The sequence below is a fragment of the Arthrobacter gyeryongensis genome (genome assembly GCF_039543785.1).
Classification (GTDB): Bacteria; Actinomycetota; Actinomycetes; order Actinomycetales; family Micrococcaceae; genus Arthrobacter; species Arthrobacter gyeryongensis.
In genome coordinates this window covers 80,694-103,507 of sequence record NZ_BAABKK010000015.1, presented here as the reverse complement: position 1 = coordinate 103,507, position 22,814 = coordinate 80,694, and the positions used below count along the sequence as shown (strand labels likewise).

General features: G+C 64.2%; 20 protein-coding genes. 9 read left to right on the top strand and 11 right to left on the bottom strand.

What is annotated here, in order from left to right:
- Positions 1-38: 38 nt before the first annotated feature.
- Both ABEA18_RS12160 and ABEA18_RS12155 read right to left on the bottom strand, forming a co-directional pair.
- Complete coding sequence (locus ABEA18_RS12160; protein WP_345449668.1) at positions 39-419, bottom strand: RidA family protein; 381 nt, start codon at positions 417-419, stop codon at positions 39-41.
- 57 nt (positions 420-476) lie between these two features.
- Positions 477-989: a GNAT family N-acetyltransferase gene (locus ABEA18_RS12155; protein ID WP_345449667.1), complete on the bottom strand. Its 513-nt coding sequence runs from the start codon at positions 987-989 to the stop codon at positions 477-479.
- A gap of 471 nt (positions 990-1,460) precedes the next feature.
- Here ABEA18_RS12155 and ABEA18_RS12150 point away from each other — a divergent pair, with 471 nt between their 5' ends.
- Positions 1,461-2,810 carry an LLM class flavin-dependent oxidoreductase gene (locus ABEA18_RS12150; RefSeq protein WP_345449666.1) on the top strand — a complete coding sequence of 450 codons (1,350 nt, stop codon included), beginning with the start codon at positions 1,461-1,463 and terminating at the stop codon, positions 2,808-2,810.
- 23 nt (positions 2,811-2,833) lie between these two features.
- On the opposite strand, the gene ABEA18_RS12145 is transcribed toward ABEA18_RS12150, so the two are convergent.
- The 9 genes from ABEA18_RS12145 to ABEA18_RS12105 form a co-directional block, all read right to left on the bottom strand.
- A complete protein-coding gene (locus ABEA18_RS12145) occupies positions 2,834-4,039 on the bottom strand; it encodes an AAA family ATPase (RefSeq protein ID WP_345449665.1) in 1,206 nt (401 codons plus the stop codon).
- A 16-nt stretch (positions 4,040-4,055) separates the two neighbouring features.
- Positions 4,056-4,883, bottom strand: a complete 828-nt coding sequence (locus tag ABEA18_RS12140; protein WP_345449664.1) for an inositol monophosphatase family protein — start codon at positions 4,881-4,883, stop codon at positions 4,056-4,058.
- A complete protein-coding gene (gene ligA, locus ABEA18_RS12135) occupies positions 4,880-7,138 on the bottom strand; it encodes an NAD-dependent DNA ligase LigA (protein WP_425550518.1) in 2,259 nt (752 codons plus the stop codon). The genes ABEA18_RS12140 and ligA overlap by 4 nt, the downstream gene beginning before the upstream one ends.
- A gap of 122 nt (positions 7,139-7,260) precedes the next feature.
- Positions 7,261-7,881, bottom strand: coding sequence for a hypothetical protein (locus ABEA18_RS12130; protein ID WP_345449663.1), 621 nt, complete (start codon positions 7,879-7,881; stop codon positions 7,261-7,263).
- A gap of 143 nt (positions 7,882-8,024) precedes the next feature.
- A complete protein-coding gene (locus ABEA18_RS12125; RefSeq protein WP_425550517.1) occupies positions 8,025-8,783 on the bottom strand; it encodes a PP2C family protein-serine/threonine phosphatase in 759 nt (252 codons plus the stop codon).
- The gene (locus ABEA18_RS12120; RefSeq protein ID WP_345449662.1) at positions 8,783-9,946 is read right to left on the bottom strand and encodes an adenylate/guanylate cyclase domain-containing protein; all 1,164 of its coding nucleotides are present in this window, start codon (positions 9,944-9,946) and stop codon (positions 8,783-8,785) included. Before ABEA18_RS12120 ends, ABEA18_RS12125 begins: the two co-directional genes overlap by 1 nt.
- Entirely contained in the window at positions 9,936-10,571 is a 636-nt protein-coding gene (locus ABEA18_RS12115; protein ID WP_345449661.1) for a PH domain-containing protein, read from the bottom strand. Before ABEA18_RS12115 ends, ABEA18_RS12120 begins: the two co-directional genes overlap by 11 nt.
- Positions 10,564-11,472, bottom strand: coding sequence for a biotin--[acetyl-CoA-carboxylase] ligase (locus tag ABEA18_RS12110; protein WP_345449660.1), 909 nt, complete (start codon positions 11,470-11,472; stop codon positions 10,564-10,566). Before ABEA18_RS12110 ends, ABEA18_RS12115 begins: the two co-directional genes overlap by 8 nt.
- A gap of 47 nt (positions 11,473-11,519) precedes the next feature.
- Positions 11,520-12,434 (bottom strand): SDR family oxidoreductase, encoded by a 915-nt coding sequence (locus tag ABEA18_RS12105; RefSeq protein WP_345449659.1) that lies wholly within the window; start codon positions 12,432-12,434, stop codon positions 11,520-11,522.
- A gap of 211 nt (positions 12,435-12,645) precedes the next feature.
- On the opposite strand from ABEA18_RS12105, the gene ABEA18_RS12100 reads away from it, so the two are divergent.
- From ABEA18_RS12100 to ABEA18_RS12065, 8 genes are all read left to right on the top strand, one after another.
- Positions 12,646-14,229, top strand: a complete 1,584-nt coding sequence (locus ABEA18_RS12100; protein WP_345449658.1) for an acyl-CoA carboxylase subunit beta — start codon at positions 12,646-12,648, stop codon at positions 14,227-14,229.
- Positions 14,226-14,480 (top strand): acyl-CoA carboxylase subunit epsilon, encoded by a 255-nt coding sequence (locus tag ABEA18_RS12095; RefSeq protein WP_345449657.1) that lies wholly within the window; start codon positions 14,226-14,228, stop codon positions 14,478-14,480. Before ABEA18_RS12100 ends, ABEA18_RS12095 begins: the two co-directional genes overlap by 4 nt.
- Before the next feature lie 197 nt (positions 14,481-14,677).
- Complete coding sequence (locus ABEA18_RS12090) at positions 14,678-16,363, top strand: DUF885 domain-containing protein (RefSeq protein ID WP_345449656.1); 1,686 nt, start codon at positions 14,678-14,680, stop codon at positions 16,361-16,363.
- 283 nt (positions 16,364-16,646) lie between these two features.
- Positions 16,647-18,059 (top strand): dicarboxylate/amino acid:cation symporter, encoded by a 1,413-nt coding sequence (locus ABEA18_RS12085; protein WP_345449655.1) that lies wholly within the window; start codon positions 16,647-16,649, stop codon positions 18,057-18,059.
- Positions 18,060-18,148: 89 nt separating this feature from the next.
- The gene (locus ABEA18_RS12080; RefSeq protein ID WP_345449654.1) at positions 18,149-18,589 is read left to right on the top strand and encodes a YbjQ family protein; all 441 of its coding nucleotides are present in this window, start codon (positions 18,149-18,151) and stop codon (positions 18,587-18,589) included.
- A gap of 37 nt (positions 18,590-18,626) precedes the next feature.
- The gene (locus ABEA18_RS12075) at positions 18,627-19,313 is read left to right on the top strand and encodes a TetR/AcrR family transcriptional regulator (RefSeq protein ID WP_345449653.1); all 687 of its coding nucleotides are present in this window, start codon (positions 18,627-18,629) and stop codon (positions 19,311-19,313) included.
- Positions 19,314-19,339: 26 nt separating this feature from the next.
- Entirely contained in the window at positions 19,340-21,862 is a 2,523-nt protein-coding gene (locus tag ABEA18_RS12070) for an MMPL family transporter (protein WP_345449652.1), read from the top strand.
- Between the two features lie 202 nt (positions 21,863-22,064).
- The gene (locus ABEA18_RS12065) at positions 22,065-22,766 is read left to right on the top strand and encodes a Maf family protein (RefSeq protein WP_345449651.1); all 702 of its coding nucleotides are present in this window, start codon (positions 22,065-22,067) and stop codon (positions 22,764-22,766) included.
- Positions 22,767-22,814: the final 48 nt, after the last annotated feature.

Here is a 22,814-nt window from a genome sequence, read left to right as displayed (position 1 = left end):
GGCATCTACTGCCAGCTCGCGCCAACCTTTGATAGTTCTTAGGCGCTCTTCTGGGCTACCAGTTCGATTTCGACCAGCATTTCCGGGTCGAGGAACGGCAGGACGTGGACGAGTGAAAGGGTGGGACGGATCTCGCCGAAGACCTCGCCGTGTGCGCGGCCGGCGTCTTCCCACTTGCTGATGTCGGTCAGGTAGAGCTTGGACTGCACGACGTCATCGTAGGCGAAACCGGCGTCGGCCAGGACCGCACCCAGCTTTTCGAGGATGTACTTGGTCTGCGAGTAGAAGTCGTTGCCGACGATGCCATCAGGCCCGGACGCCGCCGTGGCCGAAATGAAGAGTGTATTGTCCACCTGGACCGCACGGGAGTATCCAAGGGTCTGTTCCCAGACCGAGCCCGTGCCGAATGTCTTGCGCATGCCGCGCCTTTCTCAGTTTCCGCACCCGGCCCGATAGCCGGGGTTTACGAGGAAACTTTATGGCTGGCGGACATCCTGCCGATAAACGAACAGTTTTATGTCGGTCCCAGGTACGAACCAATCACGCTCCGGCTCGCGCTCGAATCCGGTCTTGGCGTAGAGGGCATTCGCGCTTTCCCACGTTGCGCCTGTGGTGAGGGAAACGGCGTTAATGCCATCCATGGAACGGGCTTGGTCTACTACTGCCTGGACGAGTGCACGTCCCGCGCCCGAGCGCTGAACCTCCGGATCAACCACCAACGTGCGCATTTCGAGTTCGTCCGGAAGGCCGATGTCCGAAAAGTCGCCTCCGGCCTTGGCCGACGTGACGGAGCCGATGACCTGGCCATCGCGCTCGGCGACGAAGACGTCGGCATTCTTGGCGCGGCCCGCCACATCGCGCAGCTTCTCCAGGTATGGGTGGTCCGGGCTGCCATAGTAGCCAGCGGTCACGTAAGACGCCATCGTGATACGGGCTACGGCGTCGTAGTCTTCGGGCAGGGCGGGACGGACGGTAATCTGCGAATGCACTGATCCATGGTAGTCGGGTCCGCATGGGCCGGGGTGCCAAAGCGGCGTTTCCGTGACCGAACTATCACCCGGGATCCGACGCTCGTTCAGATATAAGTGAGCGAGCGTCGAAGGAAAACCCCATATAGGTGAGCGCGCGTCTTAAAGTACGACGGCGGCGGCCGGCTTCGCGGCGCCCCGCCCCCGACGCTCGCTCAGATATACGCCCCAATCCCACAACGCTCGCTCAGATATAAGTGAGCGAGCGTCGGGGGAAAACCCCATATAAGTGAGCGAGCGTCGGGGGAAAACCCCATATAAGTGAGCGAGCGTCGGCGGCCGCTCAAACATTGCTTCGCGTGGCGCCAGATTGAGTCCGGTTTCCGGCTGTGAAGCCCGGTTTCCTGCTGTTGCGGGAAGGTTTCGTGATGCTGGCGCGGGGCGGTTGTCTCGTGGTTGATTGGCGGCCAGGAGACAACGAAAGGAACACAGATGAGCCCCCAGCAACGCACACTCCACCTCAACGCATTCCTCATGAGCACAGGTCACCACGAGGCTTCGTGGCGGCTGCCCGAAAGCAACCCGCGCGCCAGCACCGACATCCTGCACTACCAAAACCTCGCACGGATTGCCGAGCGTGGAACCTTCGATTCCATCTTTTTCGCCGACTCCCCCGTGATCTTCGGCGACGTCGGGCGCCGTCCCGCGGGCAAACTGGAACCGACGGTGCTGCTTACCGCGATTGCGGCTGCGACCGAAAAAATCGGCCTCATCGCCACGGCGTCCACTACTTACAACGACCCCTTCAATTTGGCCCGTCGCTTCGCCTCGGTGGACTTCGTGAGTGGCGGGAGGGCTGGCTGGAACGTGGTGACCACAGCCGGGCCGGAAGCAGCGCGGAACTTCGGCATAGACGATCAGCCCGCCCACGCCACCCGCTATGAACGGGCCGCCGAGTTCCTGGAAGTGGCCGCCAAGCTCTGGGACAGCTGGGAGGACGACGCTGTCATCGCTGACAAGGAAGCCGGCGTCTGGGCAGACTCAGCCAAGGTCCGGCCCATCAACCACGTGGGCAAGCACTTCCGGGTCCGCGGGCCGCTCAATGTGCCGCGCTCTCCCCAAGGCCATCCCCTGATCGTCCAGGCGGGCTCCTCCGAAAATGGCAAGGGCCTGGCCGCCAGGTACGCCGAGGCCGTGTTCACGGCCCAGCAAACCCTTGAAGATGCCCAGGCGTTCTACGTAGACCTGAAGGCACGGACAGTCGCACTCGGCCGGACGGCTGAGAGCATCAAGATCCTGCCGGGAATTGTCCCGGTGATCGCCGCCACCCATGCCGAAGCGCTGCTCCTGGAACGTGAACTGGATGAGCTGATCCGCCCCGAATACGCGAGGGCCGAGCTGGCCAAGACGCTCCGCGTGAAGCCCGAGGACTTGCCTCTCGACCGCCAACTTCCCGCCGATCTTCCCAACGAGGACTCGATCGAAGGAGCGAAGAGCCGCTATACCCTCATTGTGGAGCTTGCGCGCCGCGAGAAGCTCACGGTACGGCAGCTGATCGGCAGGCTGGGAGGCGGCCGCGGCCACCTGACTTTCGCAGGAACGCCGGAGCAAGTGGCCGACGCGATCCAGCTGTGGTTCGAAAACGGCGCGGCCGACGGCTTCAACATCATGCCGGCCGTTCTACCGTCGGGTCTCGAAACCTTTGTTGACCACGTGGTGCCGGTGCTGCGTGACCGGGGGCTGTTCCGCACCGAATACACGGGCAGCACACTGAGGGAACACTACGGCCTGGACCGCCCGGCGAACCGCTTCTCGGAGCTTGGGTCGCTCGCCGGAGCCTGACATCAGGATGTTCGGTGCACGAGTCACCGGCGGGGCCAGTTCCAGGGCGGCCCCTCCAGTGCACCGAGGTCCTTGATCCTGGTCTCCCCCACGTCCTTGTACAGCTCGTGCTGATGCACGCGTCCGCTCTCCCGCAAGGCAGCGATCAGGGGCGCAGAGTGGGAGACCACAATCAGCTGGCTGCGCTCACCGGCTTGAACGATGAGCTGGGCCAGCGCCGGCATCAGATCCACATGCAGACTGGTTTCCGGCTCGTTGAGCACCATGAGCTCCGGCGGCCTCGGCGTCAGAAGTGCCGCAACCAACATGAGGTAGCGGAGTGTGCCATCGGACAGTTCGGCGGCCGCCATGGCCCGAAGCATGCCGGGCTGTTGGAGTTCGACGCTGAAGCGACCGTCGACGACGGCGATCCGCAACCTACTGCCTGGGAAAGCGCTGCCGATCGCGTCGTCGAGCAGACCGTCCTGGCCAGTTTCGCGGAGTGTTTGCAAGGCTGCCGCAAGATCACTCCCAGAATGGTGGAGGACGGGAGTCCTGGTGCCGATTTGCGCCTGACGGGCTGGAGCTTCATGGTCGGTACGGAAGTGGTCATAGAAGCGCCAGGACCGCACCATGTCCCGGACCCTGAGTACCTCCGGGGCCCTGTCGTGGTCAGAGACTTCTGTGAGCATGCTTTCGTAAGCGTGCAGGCGACGGGACAGTTCCACCCATTCGCCTTTCTCGCCTCTCAGCCGGGCAACGGCCCCTTTGCGGTCCACGAGCACCGACCCGGGCCTCGCTACAGGGCCGGAAAACACCTGCTCTCGTTTGATCTCCGGATCCCTGTTGAACGCGGACGGGACGGGCCTGCCTATGGCGTCGTCAAAAGCGCCACCGGAAACGGGCAGTCCCAGGTCGATCAGATAGCCGAAGTCATCTCCGGAGAAACCCAGTTTCAGGTTGACCGATTCCTTCCGGACTGTCCCTTGCACCGGCGCTTCACCCCGCCGCATGGCATCGCTGATGGTTTCTGGTCCGGCCCATAGCGTCGAGCTGAGTCCTCCATCGCGGGCCAAGGACCCCACGACGTTCCCGGAATCGCTCCCGGCGCACTCCGACAAGAGCCGCAAAGCACGGTAAAGCGAGGATTTGCCGCTGCCATTGGAGCCGGTGACCAAGTCCAGTTCATGCAGCTCCATGGTCAGGTCCCGGATGGAGCGGTAGTTCGAAATCGCCAGCGTCCGTATCACCGAAGCCTCCGCGATCTTAAAGCGGGAACTTGCCCGAGAGCTCAAGGGTCCCCGCGCACGTCCACGCTTCCAAACGGTCCGCATCTGTGGGGCCGCCGTCCAGCGGGCTGGTCAGCCGTGGGCGGCGGACCCAGCAGCCGGCTTCCTCTGCGATCAAGGCACCCGCCGCGTAGTCGTGTTCGTTGAGCCCGCGCTCTCCGAAGGCGTCGTGGGTTCCATCAGCCACGAGGCAGAGATCCAATGCGGCGGAGCCGAGCCGGCGGAGATCGGCAAAGCCTTCCATGAGGTTCCCAAGCCCGGCGAACTGCTCGGCCCTCGTGGCGGGATCGTAGCTGAACCCCGAGGCCACAATCAGCCCTGTACGGCCAAGCAGCGGTCCACTCAGTTGGGTGCGTTGCCCGTTTTCTTCAAGCCACGCTCCGTGGCCACGTGCCGCCGAGTAGATGCGTCCCAGCGCCGGGGCGTTGACGACGCCGGCCAGCCAGACGCCGTCGGCATCCGCAACTGCCACGGACGTGGCGTAGTAGACGATATTCCGGATGAAGTTCGTGGTGCCGTCCAAGGGGTCGATGGACCATCGGTAGCCACTGGGCTCCTCGGGCCGGGTGGTGCCGTGCTCTTCGCCCGTGATGGTGTCGTGCGGGCGGGCCGCGGTAATGGCGCCCCGCACGGCGTTCTCCGCCGCGACATCGAAGGCCGTCACCCAGTCGCCGGCGTCGCCCTTGTTCACGACGCCGAGGTTCCCCGCCGAGTTGGGGCCGGCAGGCCGGGCGGCGAGCACCTCCGCCCCTGCCGCAGCAGCGGTGTGGGCGACAGCGAGAAGCTCCAAAATATCGGCCGTCATTCGGCGGGGTCCAGTTCCGCCGCGGCAGCGCCTGCCACAGCAACGGCTGCGTCTTCATCATCCTGAGCCGTGCCGCCGGCGGGTTCCAGAACGCCGTCGAGCAATGCTTTGAAGCCGTCCTCGTCCAACACCCGGATACCAAGCTGCTCGGCCTTGTCCAGCTTGGAGCCTGCGTTCTCCCCGGCCACGACGTAACTGGTGTTCTTGGAAACCGAGCCGGCTGCCTTGCCGCCCCTGATGATGATGGCTTCCTTGGCTTCGTCCCGGCTCAGCGTGGGCAGGGAGCCCGTCACCACGATGGTGAGTCCTTCCAGGTTCCGCTGGATGCCGGCGTCGCGATCGTCAACCATGCGCACCCCGGCCGCGGCCCAGCTGTCCACGATTTCCTGGTGCCAGTCAACGGCAAACCATTCCTTGAGTGCTGCTGCAATGGTCGGCCCTACCCCGTCGACGTTGGCCAGCTCCTCCTCGGAGGCGGCCCGGATGGCTTCCATGCTCCCAAGAGCCGTGGCCAGGGCCCGGGACGCTGTGGGGCCGACGTGCCGGATGGACAAGGCAACCAGGACGCGCCAGAGGGGTTGGGTCTTGGCTTTCTCCAGTTCCTTGAAGAGTTTGTCCGTGGTGGCTGTAGGTTTCGAAGGGGTCTTGGCAGTGGCCTTGGAATAGAAATACGGCACCAGTTCGTACGTTCCCGTGCCCACGCCTTTGGAGCGCTTCTCACGGCGGATGCGGACCTCGGCGAGATCCTCCGGAGCGAGGTTGAACAGGGCCGCCTCACTGCGCAGGGGCGGAGTTTCCGGCTCCGCCGGCTGGGTGAGCGCGATGGCTGCTTCCCACCCCAGTGCCTCAATGTCGAAAGCGCCCCTGCTCGCCACGTGGAAGACACGCTCGCGTAGCTGCGACGGGCAGGACTTCGCGTTGGGACAGCGGATATCGACGTCGCCTTCCTTCGCCGGCGCCAAGGGCGTGTGGCAGGACGGGCATTCCGTGGGCATCACGAACTCACGCACCGGAGGATCCTGCTGGTCTCGCAACGCCAATACCGGCCCGACGATCTCAGGAATGACGTCGCCGGCCTTCCGCAGAATCACGATGTCGCCGATCATGACGCCCTTGGCCTTGACCACGTCCTGGTTGTGCAAGGTGGCCATCTCCACGGTTGATCCGGCCACCTTGACCGGTTCCATCACCCCGTAGGGAGTGACGCGGCCGGTGCGGCCGACGTTGACTTGGATGTCCAGCAGCTTGGTGTGGACTTCCTCCGGCGGGTATTTGTAGGCAACCGCCCAACGAGGCACCCGAGAGGTGTAGCCGAGGGCACGCTGCGTGGCGAAGTCGTCGATTTTGACCACGATGCCGTCGATCTCGTGCAGGAGGTCGTGCCGGTGTTCACCGAAGTGTTTGATGAATTCGAGGACCTCCTCGAAGGAGTCCAGGACCTTCAAATAGGGGCTGACCGGCAGGCCCCACTCCTCCAGCAGCTTGTACGTTTCCGACTGGCTCGCGGAGTCAAGGCCTTCGCGGGCCCCGATGCCGTGGACGAACATCCGCAAGGGGCGTTTGGCGGTTTCCGCGGGGTCTTTCTGCCGCAGGGAACCGGCCGCGGCGTTGCGGGGGTTGGCCAACGGAGCCTTGCCTGCCTCGATCAGCGCCTCGTTGAATTCAGCGAATGCCTTGGACGGAATGAAGACTTCGCCCCGGATTTCCACCTCGGACGGAAATCCGCTGCCACTGAGCTGGCGCGGGATCTCCTTGATGGTGAGCACATTGTGGGTGATGTCCTCGCCCGTAGTGCCGTCTCCGCGCGTGGCGGCACGGACCAGCTTGCCGTCGCGGTAGAGCAGGTTCACTGCCAGGCCGTCGATCTTCAGCTCCGTCAGCCACGCAATACGGGATGCCGCCGTGCCCAGTTTTTCGACCGAAGCCTCGGCCTTGCGGACCCACGCTTCCAATTCGTCCAGCGAGAAGACATCCTCCAGGCTGTACATCCTCTGGCGGTGCTCGACGGCGGCGAAAGCGGCCGAAACCTCTCCGCCCACTTCCTGCGTGGGCGAATCGTTGGACACGAGCTCGGGATGCAAAGCCTCGAGCTCCTCAAGGCGGCGGTAGAGGGAGTCGAACTCGGCATCCGAAACAGTCGGCGCATCTTCCTGGTAGTACGCATAGCGGTACTTGCGGACGAGGTCTGCGAGGTTTTCGTACTCTTCCCGTACGGCTTCCGTTGGAACTGCGGTTTCGCTCTCTGCTGTGCTCACGTACCTATCTTGCCGCAAAGCAGCGACAAAATACGGCCGCTGGGCGACAAGCAGGGATCACAAGCAGGGATCACAAGCAGGGATCACAAGCAGGAATCACAAGCAGGGACCACAAGCAGGAATCAGTGCGAGAAGCGGTGACGGCTCCACAAAGCGAAGGCAATGCCGCCCGCCGCCACCAAAAGCACGCCGCCCATGATGGCGATCACGGCGAACATGTCAGAACCCGGCCCTTTTGTACCGCTCACCGCGGCAGCCTGGGTCGCCTTGAGGCCGTCTTGGATGGGGGTATTCCAATTGGACGACGCCGACGGCGAGGCGCTGCTCGTCGTCGGGGTATCCGACGGGGTAGCCGAACTCGAGGCCAGCGGAGCCTCCGACGGCGCCACGCTGGGTTCCGGTTGCAGGGTCACCTGTGTCATGGGGGCCGGTTCGGGCGCGGCGGGTGCCGGCACCGCCGGGGCGGGTGCCGGGACCACCGGCGCGACGACGGGTGGCTTGGTGGGCGCGGGATCCACGACCTTCGGCTGGGTTGGCGTGGGCTCGGTTGGTGCCGGGTCCGGGGCCGGGGCGGGCGAAACTTGTCCCTGGCCGGGAGGCCCGACGGTCTCGGCATGGGCCGAAAGCAACGGGAAAGCGCACATCACCACAGCCATGGCAATGCCCGCGAGGACAACGGAGAACGGGCGTCGCACGGCGGTACGGGTCGCGCCGCCAGAGCGCGCGGAGGAGCGTTGTGTCATGTTTACCTCTGCAGGACGGCACAGGCCGCCCGGAGTTGGGGTGGTATTGACCGGAATCTTCCTACAAAGTCCGGGCGTGTCGCAAATCCCGTCCCCCCAAAACGCCATCGGCAGAAGCCGGTGCGGGTCCCTTCGGCGTCGTTCTACTCGATCCTGGCATCCACCACAATCGCGGTGACATTGTCCCGTCCGCCACTTAGCAACGCCTCCTGAATGAGGGCATCCACCGCGTCTTGGGGCTTCTCCACCGCGCTCAGGATCCGGGACATGTGCTCGTCGCTCAGCTCCCCGGTGAGTCCGTCCGAGCAGATCAGCATCCGGTCCCCATCCTGGATGGGCAGCAACCAGAAGTCCGCTTCGTTTTCGCCGCCGGTGCCGAGGGCGCGGGTCACCACATGGCGGCGCGGATGCACCATGGCCTCTTCCCGCGTGATGCTGCCGGCCTCCACGAGTTCCTGGACTTCCGAATGGTCCACGCTGATCTGCCTGAAATCGCCCCGGCTCAAGCGATAAGTGCGCGAATCGCCGATGTTCATGACCAGCCAATACGGGACGCCCATGTGCTCGGCCACAACGACGCCTGTGAGCGTAGTTCCGGCGCGGCCACCCGTGGCATTCCGGATCTGGGAGTCGGCGGCAAGGATGCACTCTTGCATGGCAACAGCGGTCGCCGAGCGGACTCCCGACGCCAATTGAGGCATGCTGCCGAGGGTCCGTACGCACAACGCGCTGGCAATCTCGCCCGCCTCATGGCCGCCCATGCCGTCAGCGACCGCGAAGACCGGATCCTCCGCGATGAGCGAATCTTCGTTGAGTTCCCGGCTGAGTCCGCGGTCCGTCCCGTAGCCATAGCTCAACGTGAATCCGGGCTCAGGGGAGGTCGCTGCGGAGGGTGAATTCATCAGTCGAGAACCAGTCCCTTGCCAAGGCCGCGGGCAAGCCGGACGGGGAGGATTTCCCCGAAACCACGAACGTTCTCGGCCGTCTGTGGAACCAGGACGAAGCGTTCGTCCTGGCCCAGCGCTGCCGCCGTCATCTCGTCCACGAGGACCGTGCCGGGTTCGGCCAAGGCGGTGAGGCGGGCCGCGAGGTTGACGGTGGGGCCGTAAATATCGCCGAGGCGGGAAAGGATCCGTCCCCAGACCATGGCGACCCGGGCTTCCGGCAGGATTTCGTCTTCCGTGAAGGCCTGGGCGAGGGCCAAGGAGATCTCAGCGCCGGCGGCCGGCGTCTCGGCGATGTAGAGGACTTCGTCGCCGACGGTCTTGACGAGGCGTCCGCCGCCGATGGAGATAATTTCCGCGCATTTGTTCTCGAAGCGCTGGACCAACTGGGCCAGGGTTTTCTCGTTCATGCGGCGTGACAGGCTCGTGTAGGAGACGAGGTCGGCAAAACCCACGGCGCGCGCCAAGGGCAAAGGGGCATCGTCTTCGTCCCCTTCGCGGCCGGCTTCGCTGGCTTGAAGACCTGCCTCTGCACGGACGGCCAGACGCTGCACACCGGCGTTCATCTGGCGGCGCCACGAGTACAGGAGGATCTCTTCCATGGCATCGACGAGGTTGGGCAGTTCATTGACCAACTGTTTGCGGGCAACGGCGTCGGGAATGCCTTGCTGCATCACCATGTCTTCGATGAGGGCCTCGACTTGCCACACCACCATCCGGTCGGTCATCTGGCCGATCGCGCGCGTCACGGAAATGGCAGCTTCCTCGGTGAGCTTTCCTGCGCGGACGAGGTCAAGGATGGTGGAAAGCGCAGCGAGGTCGCGCTCAGTGAACGCGACGTCCTGGTCGCCGAAGTTGGGGAAACCCAGCGCTCGCCACAGCTTGCGGGCAGACAACAGCGAGACACCTGCTCCGGCCGCCACTTCGCGTCGCCGGAGTTTGCGTTCGCCGCCCAGGAGCCTGGTTTCCAGGGCCTTGATGGCAAGCCGTTCTGAAGACAGGGCGCCGGTTGGCGGGGACACGACGGGGAGGACCCCCGTTGGTGCCTGGTCCACGGAAGGTTCGGGCACGGCGTCGGGCTCGTGGTCCATGTACTCAGGCTCCTGCTCGTCAACGCTCATCTCTTCCACCTTCTCTCATATCCCAGGGCAACGCGGCATCCGGGTAGTCAACTGGTCCAGCAAAACTGTCAAAGTCGCCGGTCTCCTGCACGGCGCCGGGGCCGAACCTGACATTCGTCGGAAGCTCGGCCATGGCATCCAGGATGAAACTTCGAAACTTGCCGACCTCCGGGACGTCCGCGAGAACGGCCTCGCCAGGGTGCCCGGTATCCAAGGATATATTCCCGGAGCGCAATATCCGTTGGAGCAGCGATTGTTGAATCCCCACGCTACGCACCGCAGCCAGCGGAACCTGCCAGTCGCCGCGGCGAAGCATTCCGAAACGGGCAACTATCCGGCCGCTTGTCAGGATGTACCGTATGCTGCGCCAGCGGATGAATCGCGGGAGGCTGTAGCCGAGCAGCACGATCGCCACAATGGCAAGGCACGCGGCAACCAACCATTGGGTCCAGTCGCTTGTGATGACCGGAAGCAACTTGCCCGGTCCGCCCTTGACAATCCATGCACAGGCGAACGCGGCGGCCGCGGGAACAAGTATGAATGCCAGGACGGGACCAAAGAGCATCCTGGGCTGCTGCCGCGTGATCACGATGACTTGCTCCCCACGCAGGAGCTCTTTACGCATAACCGCTTTCGGTAGCCCTCAGGTGGACGACATCGCCGGCGGTCACGACGTGCTCGCGGCCACCGTGGTCCACCACTAAAAGGGAACCATATTCATCCAACCTGGACGCATGCCCCACCAATTCGTGGTCGCCGGGCAAGTGAGCTTTGACTTCGCGTCCCAAGGTGACCATGACAGCTTCTACCCGCTTGTGCAGGGAGGAGCCGCCGGCCAATCCCGCTGTGGGGTCGCCGTCGGCGTTGCAGAAACTGCGGTACAGCGTTGCGAAGCGGGAGAGATAGTTGCGAAGAAGGACCGTGCGGTCCGTGGTGGTGGCACCTTCAAGCAGAACTGAGGTTGCCGTGGGGACAGGCAATTCATCCTCGCCGAGCGTGACGTTGAGGCCGGTCCCCAGGATCACCGCAGGAACCGAGCCATCGCCCATCGGCCCCATCTGGGCCAGGATCCCGGCGATCTTCTTGCCCCGGACGAGGACATCGTTGGGCCACTTGATCTCGGCAGGCAGGCCGGCGGTTTCCAGGAGGGTCTCACGCAAGGCCAGTGCGCCAAGAAGGGAGAGCCAGGAGTAGCTCTGGGTCGGGACGGGCAGGCCTTGGGAATTCACGGGGCGCAGGACGATCGAAACGGAAATCGCCGAACGTGCGGGAGATTCCCAGTGACGGTCGAGCCGGCCCCGCGCCGCGGTCTGGTGCTCGGCGGTGAGGACGGCGAGGTCTGCCCATTCCTTGGGCTCCGAAGTAACGGCGCGCAGCAGATCCGCGTTCGTGGAGCCTGTGGTCTCCACGATCTTCAATTGCGAAATACCGGCGGCCGCGAGGAAGTCGGGGTGAAGCAGGGCATCACGGTCCAGACCCAGGCGCGGGGCACGTGGTTCGCTGCTGGCAGGCTGTTCGACGTCCATAGACAGAATCCTATCCAGCCAGGCTGGTCCCGGAAGAAGTTGTCCGCTTAGAGGAAGATATCCGACACCAGCTTCTCCTCCGGGGCGCCCAGACTGTAGGGCCTGAAGTCCGAAACACCCGCAGCCCTCAACACCTGTTCGTCCGTGTAGAAGTTGCCCGTTTTACTTGCTGAGGAACTACTTGCCGAACCGCCTGAGTCTGCGGTCAGGTGCGCCCCGGTCAGGACAGCGTGCGCCGCGTCGGCCATGATTTCCGGCCCCCTGGCGGCTTGCGCGATCTGTGCCCCGCCAGGCATATTCCGAATGGCGGCAGTGTCGATCAGGGTGCAGGGCCACAGCGAGTTGACCCACACGCCGTCGTTCTTGAGTTCTTCGGCCAGTCCCAGCGTGGTGAGGCTCATGCCGTACTTGGCCATGGTGTACGCCAAGTGCATCCCGGCCCACTTCGGATCGAGGTTCAACGGTGGGGAGAGAGTCAGGATGTGCCCGTTGCTCGATTTCCGCAGGGCTGGAAGCGCGAGCTTGGACAGCAGGAAGGTGCCCCGGACGTTGATGTCCTGCATGAGGTCATAGCGTTTCATGTCAATCGCGTCAGTGCGTGAGAGATCTATCGCCGAGGCGTTGTTGACTACGACGTCGATTCCGCCGAAGCGTTCGACGGCGGCGGCAACCGCCGCGGCAACGTCACCGTCGTTGCGGACGTCCCCAACGAGCGGCAGCGCCTGTGCGCCCGCTGCTTCCAGTTGCTCGGCGGCCGTGAAGACCGTTCCTTGCAGCTTGGGGTGGGGTTCTCCGGTCTTGGCCATGATGACGATGTTGGCGCCGTCGCGGGCCGCGCGGGTTGCGATTGCCAGGCCGATGCCGCGGCTGCCGCCGGACATCAGGATGGTGCGGCCCTTCAGAGATCCACGCGCCTGGTAGGGAAGGGCAGGGTTTGCAGAAGCATCGTTGCTTGAGGTCATGAGGACACTGTAACCCAACTATGTTACCGGCGAGTAACATAGTTCGATGCTCGACTTGAAGTCGGAAAATTGTAGGGTTTCTACAGCGGTCTGTGGCTTTTGCGTCATTAGACTAGCCAACAGGGCCCGCACTTTGTACGGATGCTACTTAAGAGCGCATGCCTAACGAAGCAGTGCCAGCGTAAATCAGCTACAGAGCCGGAGACATTTGATGAGCCACGATCTGACAACGACAGCGGGAAAGATTGCCGACTTCCGCGACCGCCAGGCCCGTGCAGAACAACCTTCCGGCCCCGAAGCGATCGAGAAGCAGCATGCCCGCGGCAAGAACACCGCCCGCGAACGCATCGACATGCTCCTCGACGGAGACTCCTTCGTGGAGTTCGACGCCCTGGCCGTCCACCGCTCCACCGCGTTCGGGATGGAGAAGAAGAAGCCCCTCGGCGACGGCGTTGTCTCAGGCTATGGAACCGTCGACGGCCGCCTCGTAGCCATCTACAGCCAGGAATTCAGCGTCTACGGCGGCTCCCTGAGCCAGGTCAACGGTGAGAAGATCGTCAAGGTACAGGAATTCGCCCTCCGCAACGGCTGCCCGATGGTGGGCATCAACGACGGCGGCGGCGCGCGTATCCAGGAAGGCGTCGCCTCGCTCGCGATGTTCGCCGACATCTTCCGCAACAACGTCCACTCTTCGGGCGTCGTCCCCCAGATTTCCCTCATCATGGGCCCGTGCGCCGGCGGCGCGGCCTACTCCCCCGCCCTCACCGACTACATAGTGATGGTGGACAAGACCTCCCACATGTTCATCACCGGACCCGACGTCATCAAGACCGTCACCGGGGAAGACGTGGACATGGAAACCCTCGGCGGCGCCCGCCAGCACAACGCCACCACCGGTACTGCAACGTACCTCGCAAATGACGAAGCCGACGCGATCGAGTTCGTCCGCGAACTCCTGGACTTCCTGCCGTCAAACAACCTGTCCGAGGCCCCCGTCCTGGAGCACGAGCAGGAACTGGAGCTCGACGACGACGACCTCGCCCTGGACACGCTCATCCCGGACTCGGCCAACCAGCCCTACGACATACGCAAGGTCATCGAGCAGATCGTCGATGACGCCCATTTCCTCGAAATGCAGTCGCTCTACGCCCCCAACGTGATCATCGGCTATGGCCGGGTTGAAGGCCACACGGTCGGGATCGTGGCAAACCAGCCCATGCAGTTCGCCGGCACCCTGGACATCTCCGCTTCGGAAAAGGCCGCCCGCTTTGTCCGCCACTGCGATGCCTTCAACGTTCCCATCATCACTCTGGTGGACGTCCCCGGCTTCCTGCCCGGCAAGGACCAGGAGTTCCAGGGCATCATCCGCCGCGGAGCCAAGCTGCTATACGCCTACGCCGAGGCCACGGTGCCCAAGCTGACGGTCATCACCCGTAAGGCCTACGGCGGAGCGTACATCGTGATGGGCTCCAAGAAGCTTGGGGCCGACCTCAACCTGGCCTGGCCGACGGCCCAGATCGGCGTCATGGGCGCACAAGGTGCCGTCAACATCCTGTACCGCCGCGACCTTGCCGCCGTCGCCGAGGCCGGTGGGGACGTCGAAGGCAAGCGTGCCGAGATCATCCGCCAATACGAGGAAGAACTCCTCAACCCCTACCAGGCAGCCGAGCTGGGCTACGTCGACGCCGTCATCGCGCCGTCGGAGACCCGCCTGCAGATCATCAAGGGCCTCCGCGCCCTTCGCGACAAGCGCGCAAGCCTGCCCACCAAGAAGCACGGAAACATCCCCCTGTGAGCGTCGAACAGAACCTTCCTGACTCCGGGCCTGATTCCACTGACGTGGAGCCGGCGCAACCGTTGCTTTCGGTCGTCAAGGGAAACCCGACGCCGGAAGAACTCGCGGCGCTTGCCGCCGTCGTCGCCTCCCTTGGAGCGCCCGAGGAAACCGAAACTCCAAAACCGAGCACTCGGCACTGGCTGCGACGGCAGCAACTGCGCATGGACCCCACGCCGGGGCCAGGCGCCTGGAGGCGCAGCAGGGGTTAAGTTCCGTGGTGACCCAACTGTCCCCACCGCCACCCTCGCCTCGCAAGCTCGGCCAGGGAACCCTGGCGGCGTGGGCCCACGCATTTAATGCCGTTTTGAAGGCCCAGAACGACATTAAATGCGAGCTAGTTGGGTTGGCGGCCGGATCATCTGCAACAACCCTTTCACAAGAGTCTTGCCGCGGTTAGGCTCTTGGGGTGACTACTCCTAACACAGCTCCGGCACGCCTCCAGACTGCCATCGATGCGGTCGCCGACGCCTACACGGACACCCTCCTTGCCCTCAACCCGACCCTGGCCACCACCCTCGGCCTGCCCGGACACGAAACCGAGTACCAGGACTTCTCGCCTGCCGGCGCGGAGGCATTTGCCAAGGCAGCGCGCGGCACCCTCGACGAGCTCGCCACCCTCGAACCCACGGACGCCTCCGATGTCGTCACCCTTGACGCGATGCGGGAACGGCTCGGACTGGCCCTCGAGATCCACGAGTCAGGCTGGGACGCCGCGGACCTGAACAACATCGAGTCTCCGGCCCAAACCATCCGCGCGATCTTCGACCTCATGCCCACCGACACTGCCGAACACTGGGAGCACATCGCCGGCCGCGCGGCCAACATTGCTGAAGCGATCGACGGGTACATCGTTTCCCTTCGTTCGGCCAAGGAGGCAGGGAGGGTCTCCGCAGCCCGCCAAGTCGAGATCGTCATCGAACAGACCAGCAAGTACGCGGCCGAGGACGGCTTCTTCGCCAAGCTCGCTTCGGAAGCCTCCCTCGACGGGCAGCCGCTGCCTGCGGAACTGCAGGAAAAGCTCGACGCCGGTGCCGCAGTCGCGCGGTCCGCTTACTTGCGCCTCGCCGCCTTCCTCGAAGCGGAGCTTCTGCCCTTTGCTCCCGAAAAGGATGCGGTGGGCCGCGAACGCTACGCCCTGGCGTCACGTTTGTTCCTCGGAGCAACCGTGGACCTCGAGGAAACGTACGCCTGGGGCGTGCAGGAACTCGACAGGATTATTGCCGAACAGGAGCGCGTAGCAGAGCAAATCAAGCCCGGCGCGTCCATCGAGGAAGCCAAAGCCATCCTCGACAACGATCCCGAGCGGCAAATCAAGGGCACCGAGGCCCTCAAGGCCTGGATGCAGGACCTCTCCGACCGCGCTGTAGCCGAACTGGCTGACGTGCACTTCGAAATCCCGGACATCATGAAGACGCTCGAATGCCGTATTGCGCCCACGGACGAAGGCGGCATCTACTACACAGGTCCCTCTGACGACTTCTCCCGGCCCGGCCGCATGTGGTGGTCCGTCCCCGCCGGCGAAGACACCTTCACCACCTGGGCCGAAACCACCACGGTGTTCCACGAAGGCGTCCCCGGCCACCACCTCCAGGTGGCCACCGCCGTCTATCGCCGCGAACTCCTCAACAACTGGCGACGGAACGTCTGCTGGGTCTCCGGGCACGGTGAAGGCTGGGCCCTCTATGCCGAAAAGCTCATGCTGGAGCTCGGCTACCTCAAGGACCCGGGCGATCACATGGGCATGCTGGACATGCAGCGCATGCGCGCTGCCCGCGTCGTATTCGATATAGGCGTCCACCTCGAGCTGGAAGTTCCCGAACGCTGGGGCAGCGGCACCTGGACCTCTGAAAAAGGTTTCGAATTCCTCAAGTCCAACCTTCCCATCAGCGCGGGCCAGCTCCAGTTCGAATTCACCCGGTATCTCGGCTGGCCGGGGCAGGCTCCCTCGTACAAGGTAGGGCAACGGCTATGGGAAGAAATCCGGGCTGAACTCGAACGCCGCGACGGATTCGACCTGAAGTCCTTCCACACGGATGCCCTGAACATCGGTTCGGTTGGTTTGGATACGCTCAAACGCGCTTTGCTGGGTTAGTCCGGCGTGTCGGTCGCCCTTGGCGACACGCATCCTCGGCGTGCTGCTCCTTCGTCGCTTTGACGCACGCTGCCGGATGCCTGTCGTCAAGGGCACGGTGCGGAAGGTGCCCATCACCTAGCCAAAACGCTGTTACATTCCCCACATTCCGTCCGGGAATAACTTCATAAATGGTGGATTGGCGGCGAATTCATGGGCCTTTTTGGTAGTGGGTCGAATGTGAGACCGTAACATTTCTCAACCTCGGCTCGCGGTGGTATTTGTCGGGGCCTAGTTTGTTCCGGTGAGCAATTCATCCAACACTTTGACTTCCGCCGGAAAGACTTCGTCCCGGCTTCCCAAGTGGGCAACGTCCTTCGGCGTCCAGATCATCGCGGCCCTCGTGATCGGCCTGGCACTCGGTCTCCTGGCCAAAGCCACCGGCAGCACCACGAAGACTCCCAACGGGCTCGGCGCCACGCTGCAGACCATCGGCTCGAGCTACGTCTCGCTGCTGCAGACCGCCGTCGTGCCCTTGATCTTCACCGCTGTGGTGAGCTCCATCGCGAACCTCCGCCAAGTGTCCAATGCAGCGAAATTGGCATGGAACACTTTGCTCTGGTTCGCCATCACCTCGCTCATCGCAGTGATGATCGGCATCGGACTTGGAGTGCTCCTGCAGCCGGGCTCCGGCACCGGCATCACCAAGAAGGCCGAGTACGCCGGAAAGACCGGCGACTGGTGGGCGTTCCTCACCGGCCTCTTCCCTAAGAACTTCCTGGGCATCGGCGCGAGCACGAGCGTCACGGACGGCGTCGCCAGCACTTCGATCAGCTTCAACGTGCTGCAGATCCTGGTGATCGCCATCGCTGTCGGCGTCGCCGCCCTCAAGGTCGGCAAGCAGGCCGAACCGTTCCTGAACCTGAATGGTTCCGCTCTGGCCGTCATCCAGAAGGTCCTCTGGTGGATCATCCGTATCGCCCCGCTGGGTACTATCGGCCTGATCGGCAACGCCGTGGCCGTTTACGGTTGGGACACCATCGGTTCGCTCGGCAAGTTCACGGTGGCCATCTACGCAGGCCTCGCCCTAGTGCTCTTTGTCGTCTACCCGATCCTGGTCAAGACCCATGGACTGTCCGTCAAGCAGTACTTCTCGGGCGTGTGGCCCGCAGTGCAGCTCGCGTTCGTCTCGCGTTCTTCGATCGGCACGCTGCCGCTCACACAGCGCGTCACCGAACGCAACCTCGGGGTTCCCCAGGGTTACGCATCCTTCGCCGTGCCGCTCGGCGCCACCACCAAGATGGACGGTTGCGCCGCCATCTACCCAGCCGTCGCTGCGATCTTCGTTGCCCAGTTCTTCGGCATCAACCTGGACTTCAGCCAGTACCTGCTGATCGTGGTGGTTTCGGTCCTTGGTTCGGCAGCAACGGCAGGCACCACGGGCGCCGTCGTCATGCTCACGCTGACCCTTTCCACGCTGGGGCTGCCGCTCGCCGGCGTCGGGCTCCTCCTGGCGATCGACCCGATCCTGGACATGGGCCGCACGGCCGTCAACGTCGCAGGACAAGCGCTGGTTCCGGCCATCGTCGCCAAACGGCAGGGAATCCTGGACGAATCGCTCTACAACGCACCACGCAAGGGAACAGCATTCGCAGCCGAGACCGAGTCTGCGGAAGCATCCGGGGACACCCGGGAGCTCGCTGGCGCCAAGGCCTAGCTGCGGTCCATCGTCGCATGGACAAATCCCCGGGAAATGCCCCGGGGATTTGTCCTTTTAACGGGGTGAATTCTGGATAGGCTCTGTCCATGCTGATCGTCACCTCAAACAAGATTCCGGGCCACAGGATCGACGCCGTCTTCGGCGAAGTCATGGGACTTACCGTCCGCTCACGAGATATCGGCGCCCAAGTGATGGCCGGCTTCCGTTCCCTCGGCGGCGGCGAGCTGCCCGAAATGACCAAGGCGCTCTATGAGAGCCGCCAGGAAGTCATGGCCCGCATGGTCAACGAGGCACAGCAGCGCGGCGCCAACGCTATTGTCGCCATGCGCTTCGACACGTCCGAGATGGGCGGCAACTGGACCGAAGTGTGCGCCTACGGGACCGCAGTGTTCGCCATCCCCCTGGCCGAAGGCGAGCCCGGCGCCACTGGCCAGTCGATCTACCTGACCAGCACCGCTGCCCAGCAGCCCGCACAGCCCGCGACGTCGGCCGCACCCCAGGCCCACACGGCACCACCGGAGATTTAACTTGCCCTGAGTGCAAAGTTGCACTTAGTGTAAGTACGTGACAACCTCCGACACCGCCTCCCTGCCCTCGCGCCGGGAACAGAATAAACTGGCTACCCGCCGAGCCATCGCGGACGCGGCCCTCGCCATGCTGCGCAGCAGGGGCGCCGGCAATTTCACGGTGGAAGACCTCGCGGAAGAGGCCGGCGTATCCCGGCGCACCTTCTTCAACTACTTCCCCAGCCTCGAGGCGGCGTTGGCCTCGGTGACCGAGGGCTTCCTGGACCATGCCCTGGAACAATTTCGCCTGCGCCCGTCGGACGAACCCATCCTCGATTCCGCCCGGGCCGCTCTCATGGCACTGGCTGACCCCATGACGGTTTCCCCCATGGCCGAGCTCTTCAGCCTGACCCACGACAACCGAGCCCTGGTGCGTTCCGAACTCGAAGCCTGGGACCACTGCACCATGCAGATCATCGACGCCGCCCGTCTTCGCCTCGGCCCGGATGTCGATGAGCTCTATTTGCGGGCCTTGGCCGGGTCCATCATTTCGTGCGGCAAGGCAGCCATGAGCGTCTGGTTCGAACAACACGGCCCGGATCTTTCCCCTGAATCCCTCGGGAGCCTGCGGCAGTACTTGATCGATGCCATTGGCTTGCTCGGTTCAGGCTTCACGGCACCCGCCCCTCGAAGCCCGGCGTCGCGCGGCACTCAGCCCGCGGCTGACGCACAACACTCGGCATAACCACACACCGACAGATCGGTTCCGATATGGCACTCCTGCTCTACCGCCTTGGCAAGTTCTCCTACCGTCACCGCTGGCTGGTGATCTCCCTCTGGCTGGCCGTGCTCGTGGCCGTCGGCGGCTCCGCTGCTGCCTTCCACGGCACCATGTCCAACAACTTCCAGATCCCGGGTACCGAGACCCAGCAGATGCTGGACAAGCTCAAAAAGGACCTTCCGGCATCCTCGGGTGGTTCCGCGGGGATCGTCTTCGAAGCCGGCGACGCCGGATTCAACCAAGCCGGCAAGGACGCCATTGCGTCGGCCCTCGCCCAACTGGAAAAACTGCCCGATGTCCAGTCAACGGTCAACCCGTTCACGACTCAAGCCACCTTGGACAAGGCACCGTCCGATCTTGCGGCCGGGGAACAGAAAGCGGCCGCCGGGCAGGCTGAGCTGGACAAGGCGCGGGCCACACTCGATGCAGGTGATGCCCGACTCAAGGCCGCCGAGCAGCAAATGACCGCAGCGGGCATGCCCGCTGCGCAGATCCAGGCCCAGCTTGCCCCGCAGAAAGCCGAACTCCTGGCCGGGCGCCAAAAGCTCGACGCCGGCCAGAAGCAAGCCACTGATGGCGCCGCCGCGCTTGCGTTGGCCAAACGCCAGGTCACGGCTTCCCAAGGCATGCGTTTCGTCTCCCAAGACGGTAAAGCGGCGATCGCCCAGGTCCAGTTCAAGACCTCGATCAACGGCCTGACCCCCGCCGTCCGGCAGCAAGTCCAGGACATCGTCCACGGAGTCTCCTCGGCAGGTGTCACGGCCCTGGCCAGCAAGGAAATCACCGAGGACGTCTCCCAGTTGTTCGGAGTCTCCGAAATCATCGGCATCGCTGTGGCGGCGATCGCCCTCATCGTGATGCTGGGAACGCTCGTCGCCGCCGGCCTGCCCCTCCTGATGGCGATCATTGGGGTGGCCGTTGGCGTCGGCGGAACCTTTGCCCTCACCGGCGTCATCGACATGAGTTCCATCTCCCCGATGCTCGCGCTCATGCTGGGCCTCGCCGTCGGAATCGATTACTCGCTCTTCATCGTCAACCGCCACCGCGGGCAATTGCTTTCAGGGATGGACGCAGAGGAATCAGTCGCCCTTGCCACCGGCACCTCAGGCAACGCCGTTCTCTTCGCGGGTCTCACCGTCGTCATCGCGCTTGCCGCGCTGGTTGTTCCGGGGCTCCCGTTCCTGGCCGTCATGGGCCTGTCAGCCGCCGCGACAGTGGCAGTCGCCGTCGTCGTCTCCCTGACACTGACCCCGGCGGTCCTCTCGCTGGTGGGCCGCAAACTGATCTCGAAGCGCGCGTGGGCCAAAGCCGAACGCCACAATGCGGAGCCGGAGCATGCCTCAGCGGACCGCGCCGAGGACCAGCGGCGAAGCAGCCGTGGGTGGGGCGGGCTCGTGACCCGGCATCCCTTGGTCTCGCTGCTTGCCGGCGTCGTGCTGCTCGGGGTGCTGGCCCTCCCGGCTTCCCAGCTGCGCCTCGCTTTGCCCGACGGCGGTTCGGAACCGGTCGACTCGCAAGCGTTCAAGGCCTATGACCTCACCCGGACGAGCTTCGGCGAGGGCATGACCGGCCCCATCGTGGTTGTCGGCACGTTCCCGTCCGGGCTCAGCGACGACCAGGCCAAGACCAAGCAGTTCGACGTCGCGGACAAGCTGCGCGGCGTCGACAACGTCGTTGCGGCCGTTCCGGTAGCCCTCAGCGCGGATCACCGCACTGCCGTTTTCCAGGTCATCCCCAAGGACGGCCCCGCGAGTGCCAGCACCGTCCAGGTGGTCTCGGAACTGCGTGCCAAGGGTTCCGAAATCCAGCAGGCCACAGGCGCCACCATCGGCCTGACGGGACAGACCGCCGGCAACATCGACGTCTCCGCGAAGCTCGGTGCCGCGTTGCCGCCATACTTGGCGATCGTCGTCGGGCTCTCGCTGGTCCTCCTGCTGCTGGTGTTCCGCTCGATCGTCGTTCCGCTGCTCGCCACCGGCGGCTTCCTGCTCTCGCTCGCGGCTGCGTTCGGCGCCGTGGTGGCCGTGTACCAGTGGGGCTGGCTGGGCACCGTGTTCGACGTGCCCAATCCCGGAGCCGTGCTGAGCTTCCTGCCCATCATCCTGATTGGTGTTCTGTTCGGCCTGGCCATGGACTACCAGGTGTTCATCACATCGGGCATGCGCGAATCGTTCATGCATGGCGAGAACGCGAAACAAGCAGTCCGAAGCGGCTTCAGCCATGCCTCAGCGGTGGTCACGGCCGCCGCCATCATCATGGTCAGCGTGTTCGCCGGCTTCATCTTCAGCCACCTGACCATGGTCCGGCCGCTCGGTTTCGCGATGGCGTTCGGCGTGCTCGTGGATGCGTTCGTGGTGCGGATGACCATCGTTCCGGCCGTCATGTACCTGTTGGGCGAGAAGGCCTGGTGGCTGCCTCGGTGGCTGTCCCGGATCCTGCCCGACGTCGACGTCGAGGGCGCCAAGCTGCAGCGCACGACAGCGGCAGGCGGGGCCAAGGAGCTGGTCCACTAAGCGACTGGTCGTCTTGAGGCGGGCGTCGGTTCTGTGTTCAGAACCGACGCCCGCTCACCTTTAAGGCCCTTTCCCCAAACGCCCGCTCACCTCGGTGAGCGAGCGTCCGGCCAGACACCCACATAAGTGAGCGAGCGTCCGGCCAAACACCCACATAAGTGAGCGAGCGTCGGTGGAAGGCGGTGCGTACTACGCTTGAGCCGTGACCCGATTGATCCTGGCTTCCCAGTCCCCCGCCCGCACCAAGCTCCTCACCGAGGCCGGCATCCACCACGAGGTGCTCGTCTCGGACGTGGACGAGGACGCCGTGCAAGCCCGGTACGGAGTGACCGACGCTCATGACACCGCTCTCCTCCTCGCTCGCGCCAAGGCCGAGGCCGTCGCATCCCTGCCCGACGCCGACGGGGCCCTGGTGATCGGCTGCGATTCCGTGTTCGAATTCGACGGCGAATCGCACGGGAAGCCGTACACGGTGGAGGTGGCCAAGGAACGGATGCTGCGCATGAGCGGCTCCAAGGGCGTACTCCACACCGGGCACTGGCTCGTGGACTGCCGCGAAACCGCAGCGGACATGAACGACGGCGAGACGGCCGTCGGCACCGGGGCAACAGTCGGCGCCGTATCCAGCGCAGAAGTCCACTTTGCCGAGATGAGCGAGAAGGACATCGACGCCTATATCGCAACGGGCGAGCCCCTGAACTGCGCCGGTTCGTTCACGATCGACGGCTTGGGCGGGGCCTTCATCCGCAAGGTCGACGGCGACCCGCACGCCGTCGTCGGGCTCTCAATCTCGACCCTCCGCGATCTGCTGGGGCAGGCGAACGTTGGAATCACCGAACTCTGGACCCACAACGGTTCCGAAGGGACCAACGAAGAGGGCCGCTCCGAGGCGCCGGCTTGGTAGCCGGATTCCGGTCTTTGTAGCAACCCTACAAAGACAGGCCCTCTCACA

What these genes read in the sequence shown, in the direction of transcription:
- ABEA18_RS12160 (WP_345449668.1), bottom strand. Translation starts at nt 419, where the DNA reads ATGCGCAAGACATTCGGCACGGGCTCGGTCTGGGAACAGACCCTTGGA.
- ABEA18_RS12110 (WP_345449660.1), bottom strand. Translation starts at nt 11,472, where the DNA reads ATGGACGTCGAACAGCCTGCCAGCAGCGAACCACGTGCCCCGCGCCTG.
- ABEA18_RS12070 (WP_345449652.1), top strand. Translation starts at nt 19,340, where the DNA reads ATGGCACTCCTGCTCTACCGCCTTGGCAAGTTCTCCTACCGTCACCGC.
- ABEA18_RS12080 (WP_345449654.1), top strand. Translation starts at nt 18,149, where the DNA reads ATGCTGATCGTCACCTCAAACAAGATTCCGGGCCACAGGATCGACGCC.
- ABEA18_RS12100 (WP_345449658.1), top strand. Translation starts at nt 12,646, where the DNA reads ATGAGCCACGATCTGACAACGACAGCGGGAAAGATTGCCGACTTCCGC.
- ABEA18_RS12125 (WP_425550517.1), bottom strand. Translation starts at nt 8,783, where the DNA reads ATGAATTCACCCTCCGCAGCGACCTCCCCTGAGCCCGGATTCACGTTG.
- ABEA18_RS12105 (WP_345449659.1), bottom strand. Translation starts at nt 12,434, where the DNA reads ATGACCTCAAGCAACGATGCTTCTGCAAACCCTGCCCTTCCCTACCAG.
- ABEA18_RS12115 (WP_345449661.1), bottom strand. Translation starts at nt 10,571, where the DNA reads ATGCGTAAAGAGCTCCTGCGTGGGGAGCAAGTCATCGTGATCACGCGG.
- ABEA18_RS12150 (WP_345449666.1), top strand. Translation starts at nt 1,461, where the DNA reads ATGAGCCCCCAGCAACGCACACTCCACCTCAACGCATTCCTCATGAGC.
- ABEA18_RS12130 (WP_345449663.1), bottom strand. Translation starts at nt 7,881, where the DNA reads ATGACACAACGCTCCTCCGCGCGCTCTGGCGGCGCGACCCGTACCGCC.
- ABEA18_RS12120 (WP_345449662.1), bottom strand. Translation starts at nt 9,946, where the DNA reads ATGAGCGTTGACGAGCAGGAGCCTGAGTACATGGACCACGAGCCCGAC.
- ABEA18_RS12140 (WP_345449664.1), bottom strand. Translation starts at nt 4,883, where the DNA reads ATGACGGCCGATATTTTGGAGCTTCTCGCTGTCGCCCACACCGCTGCT.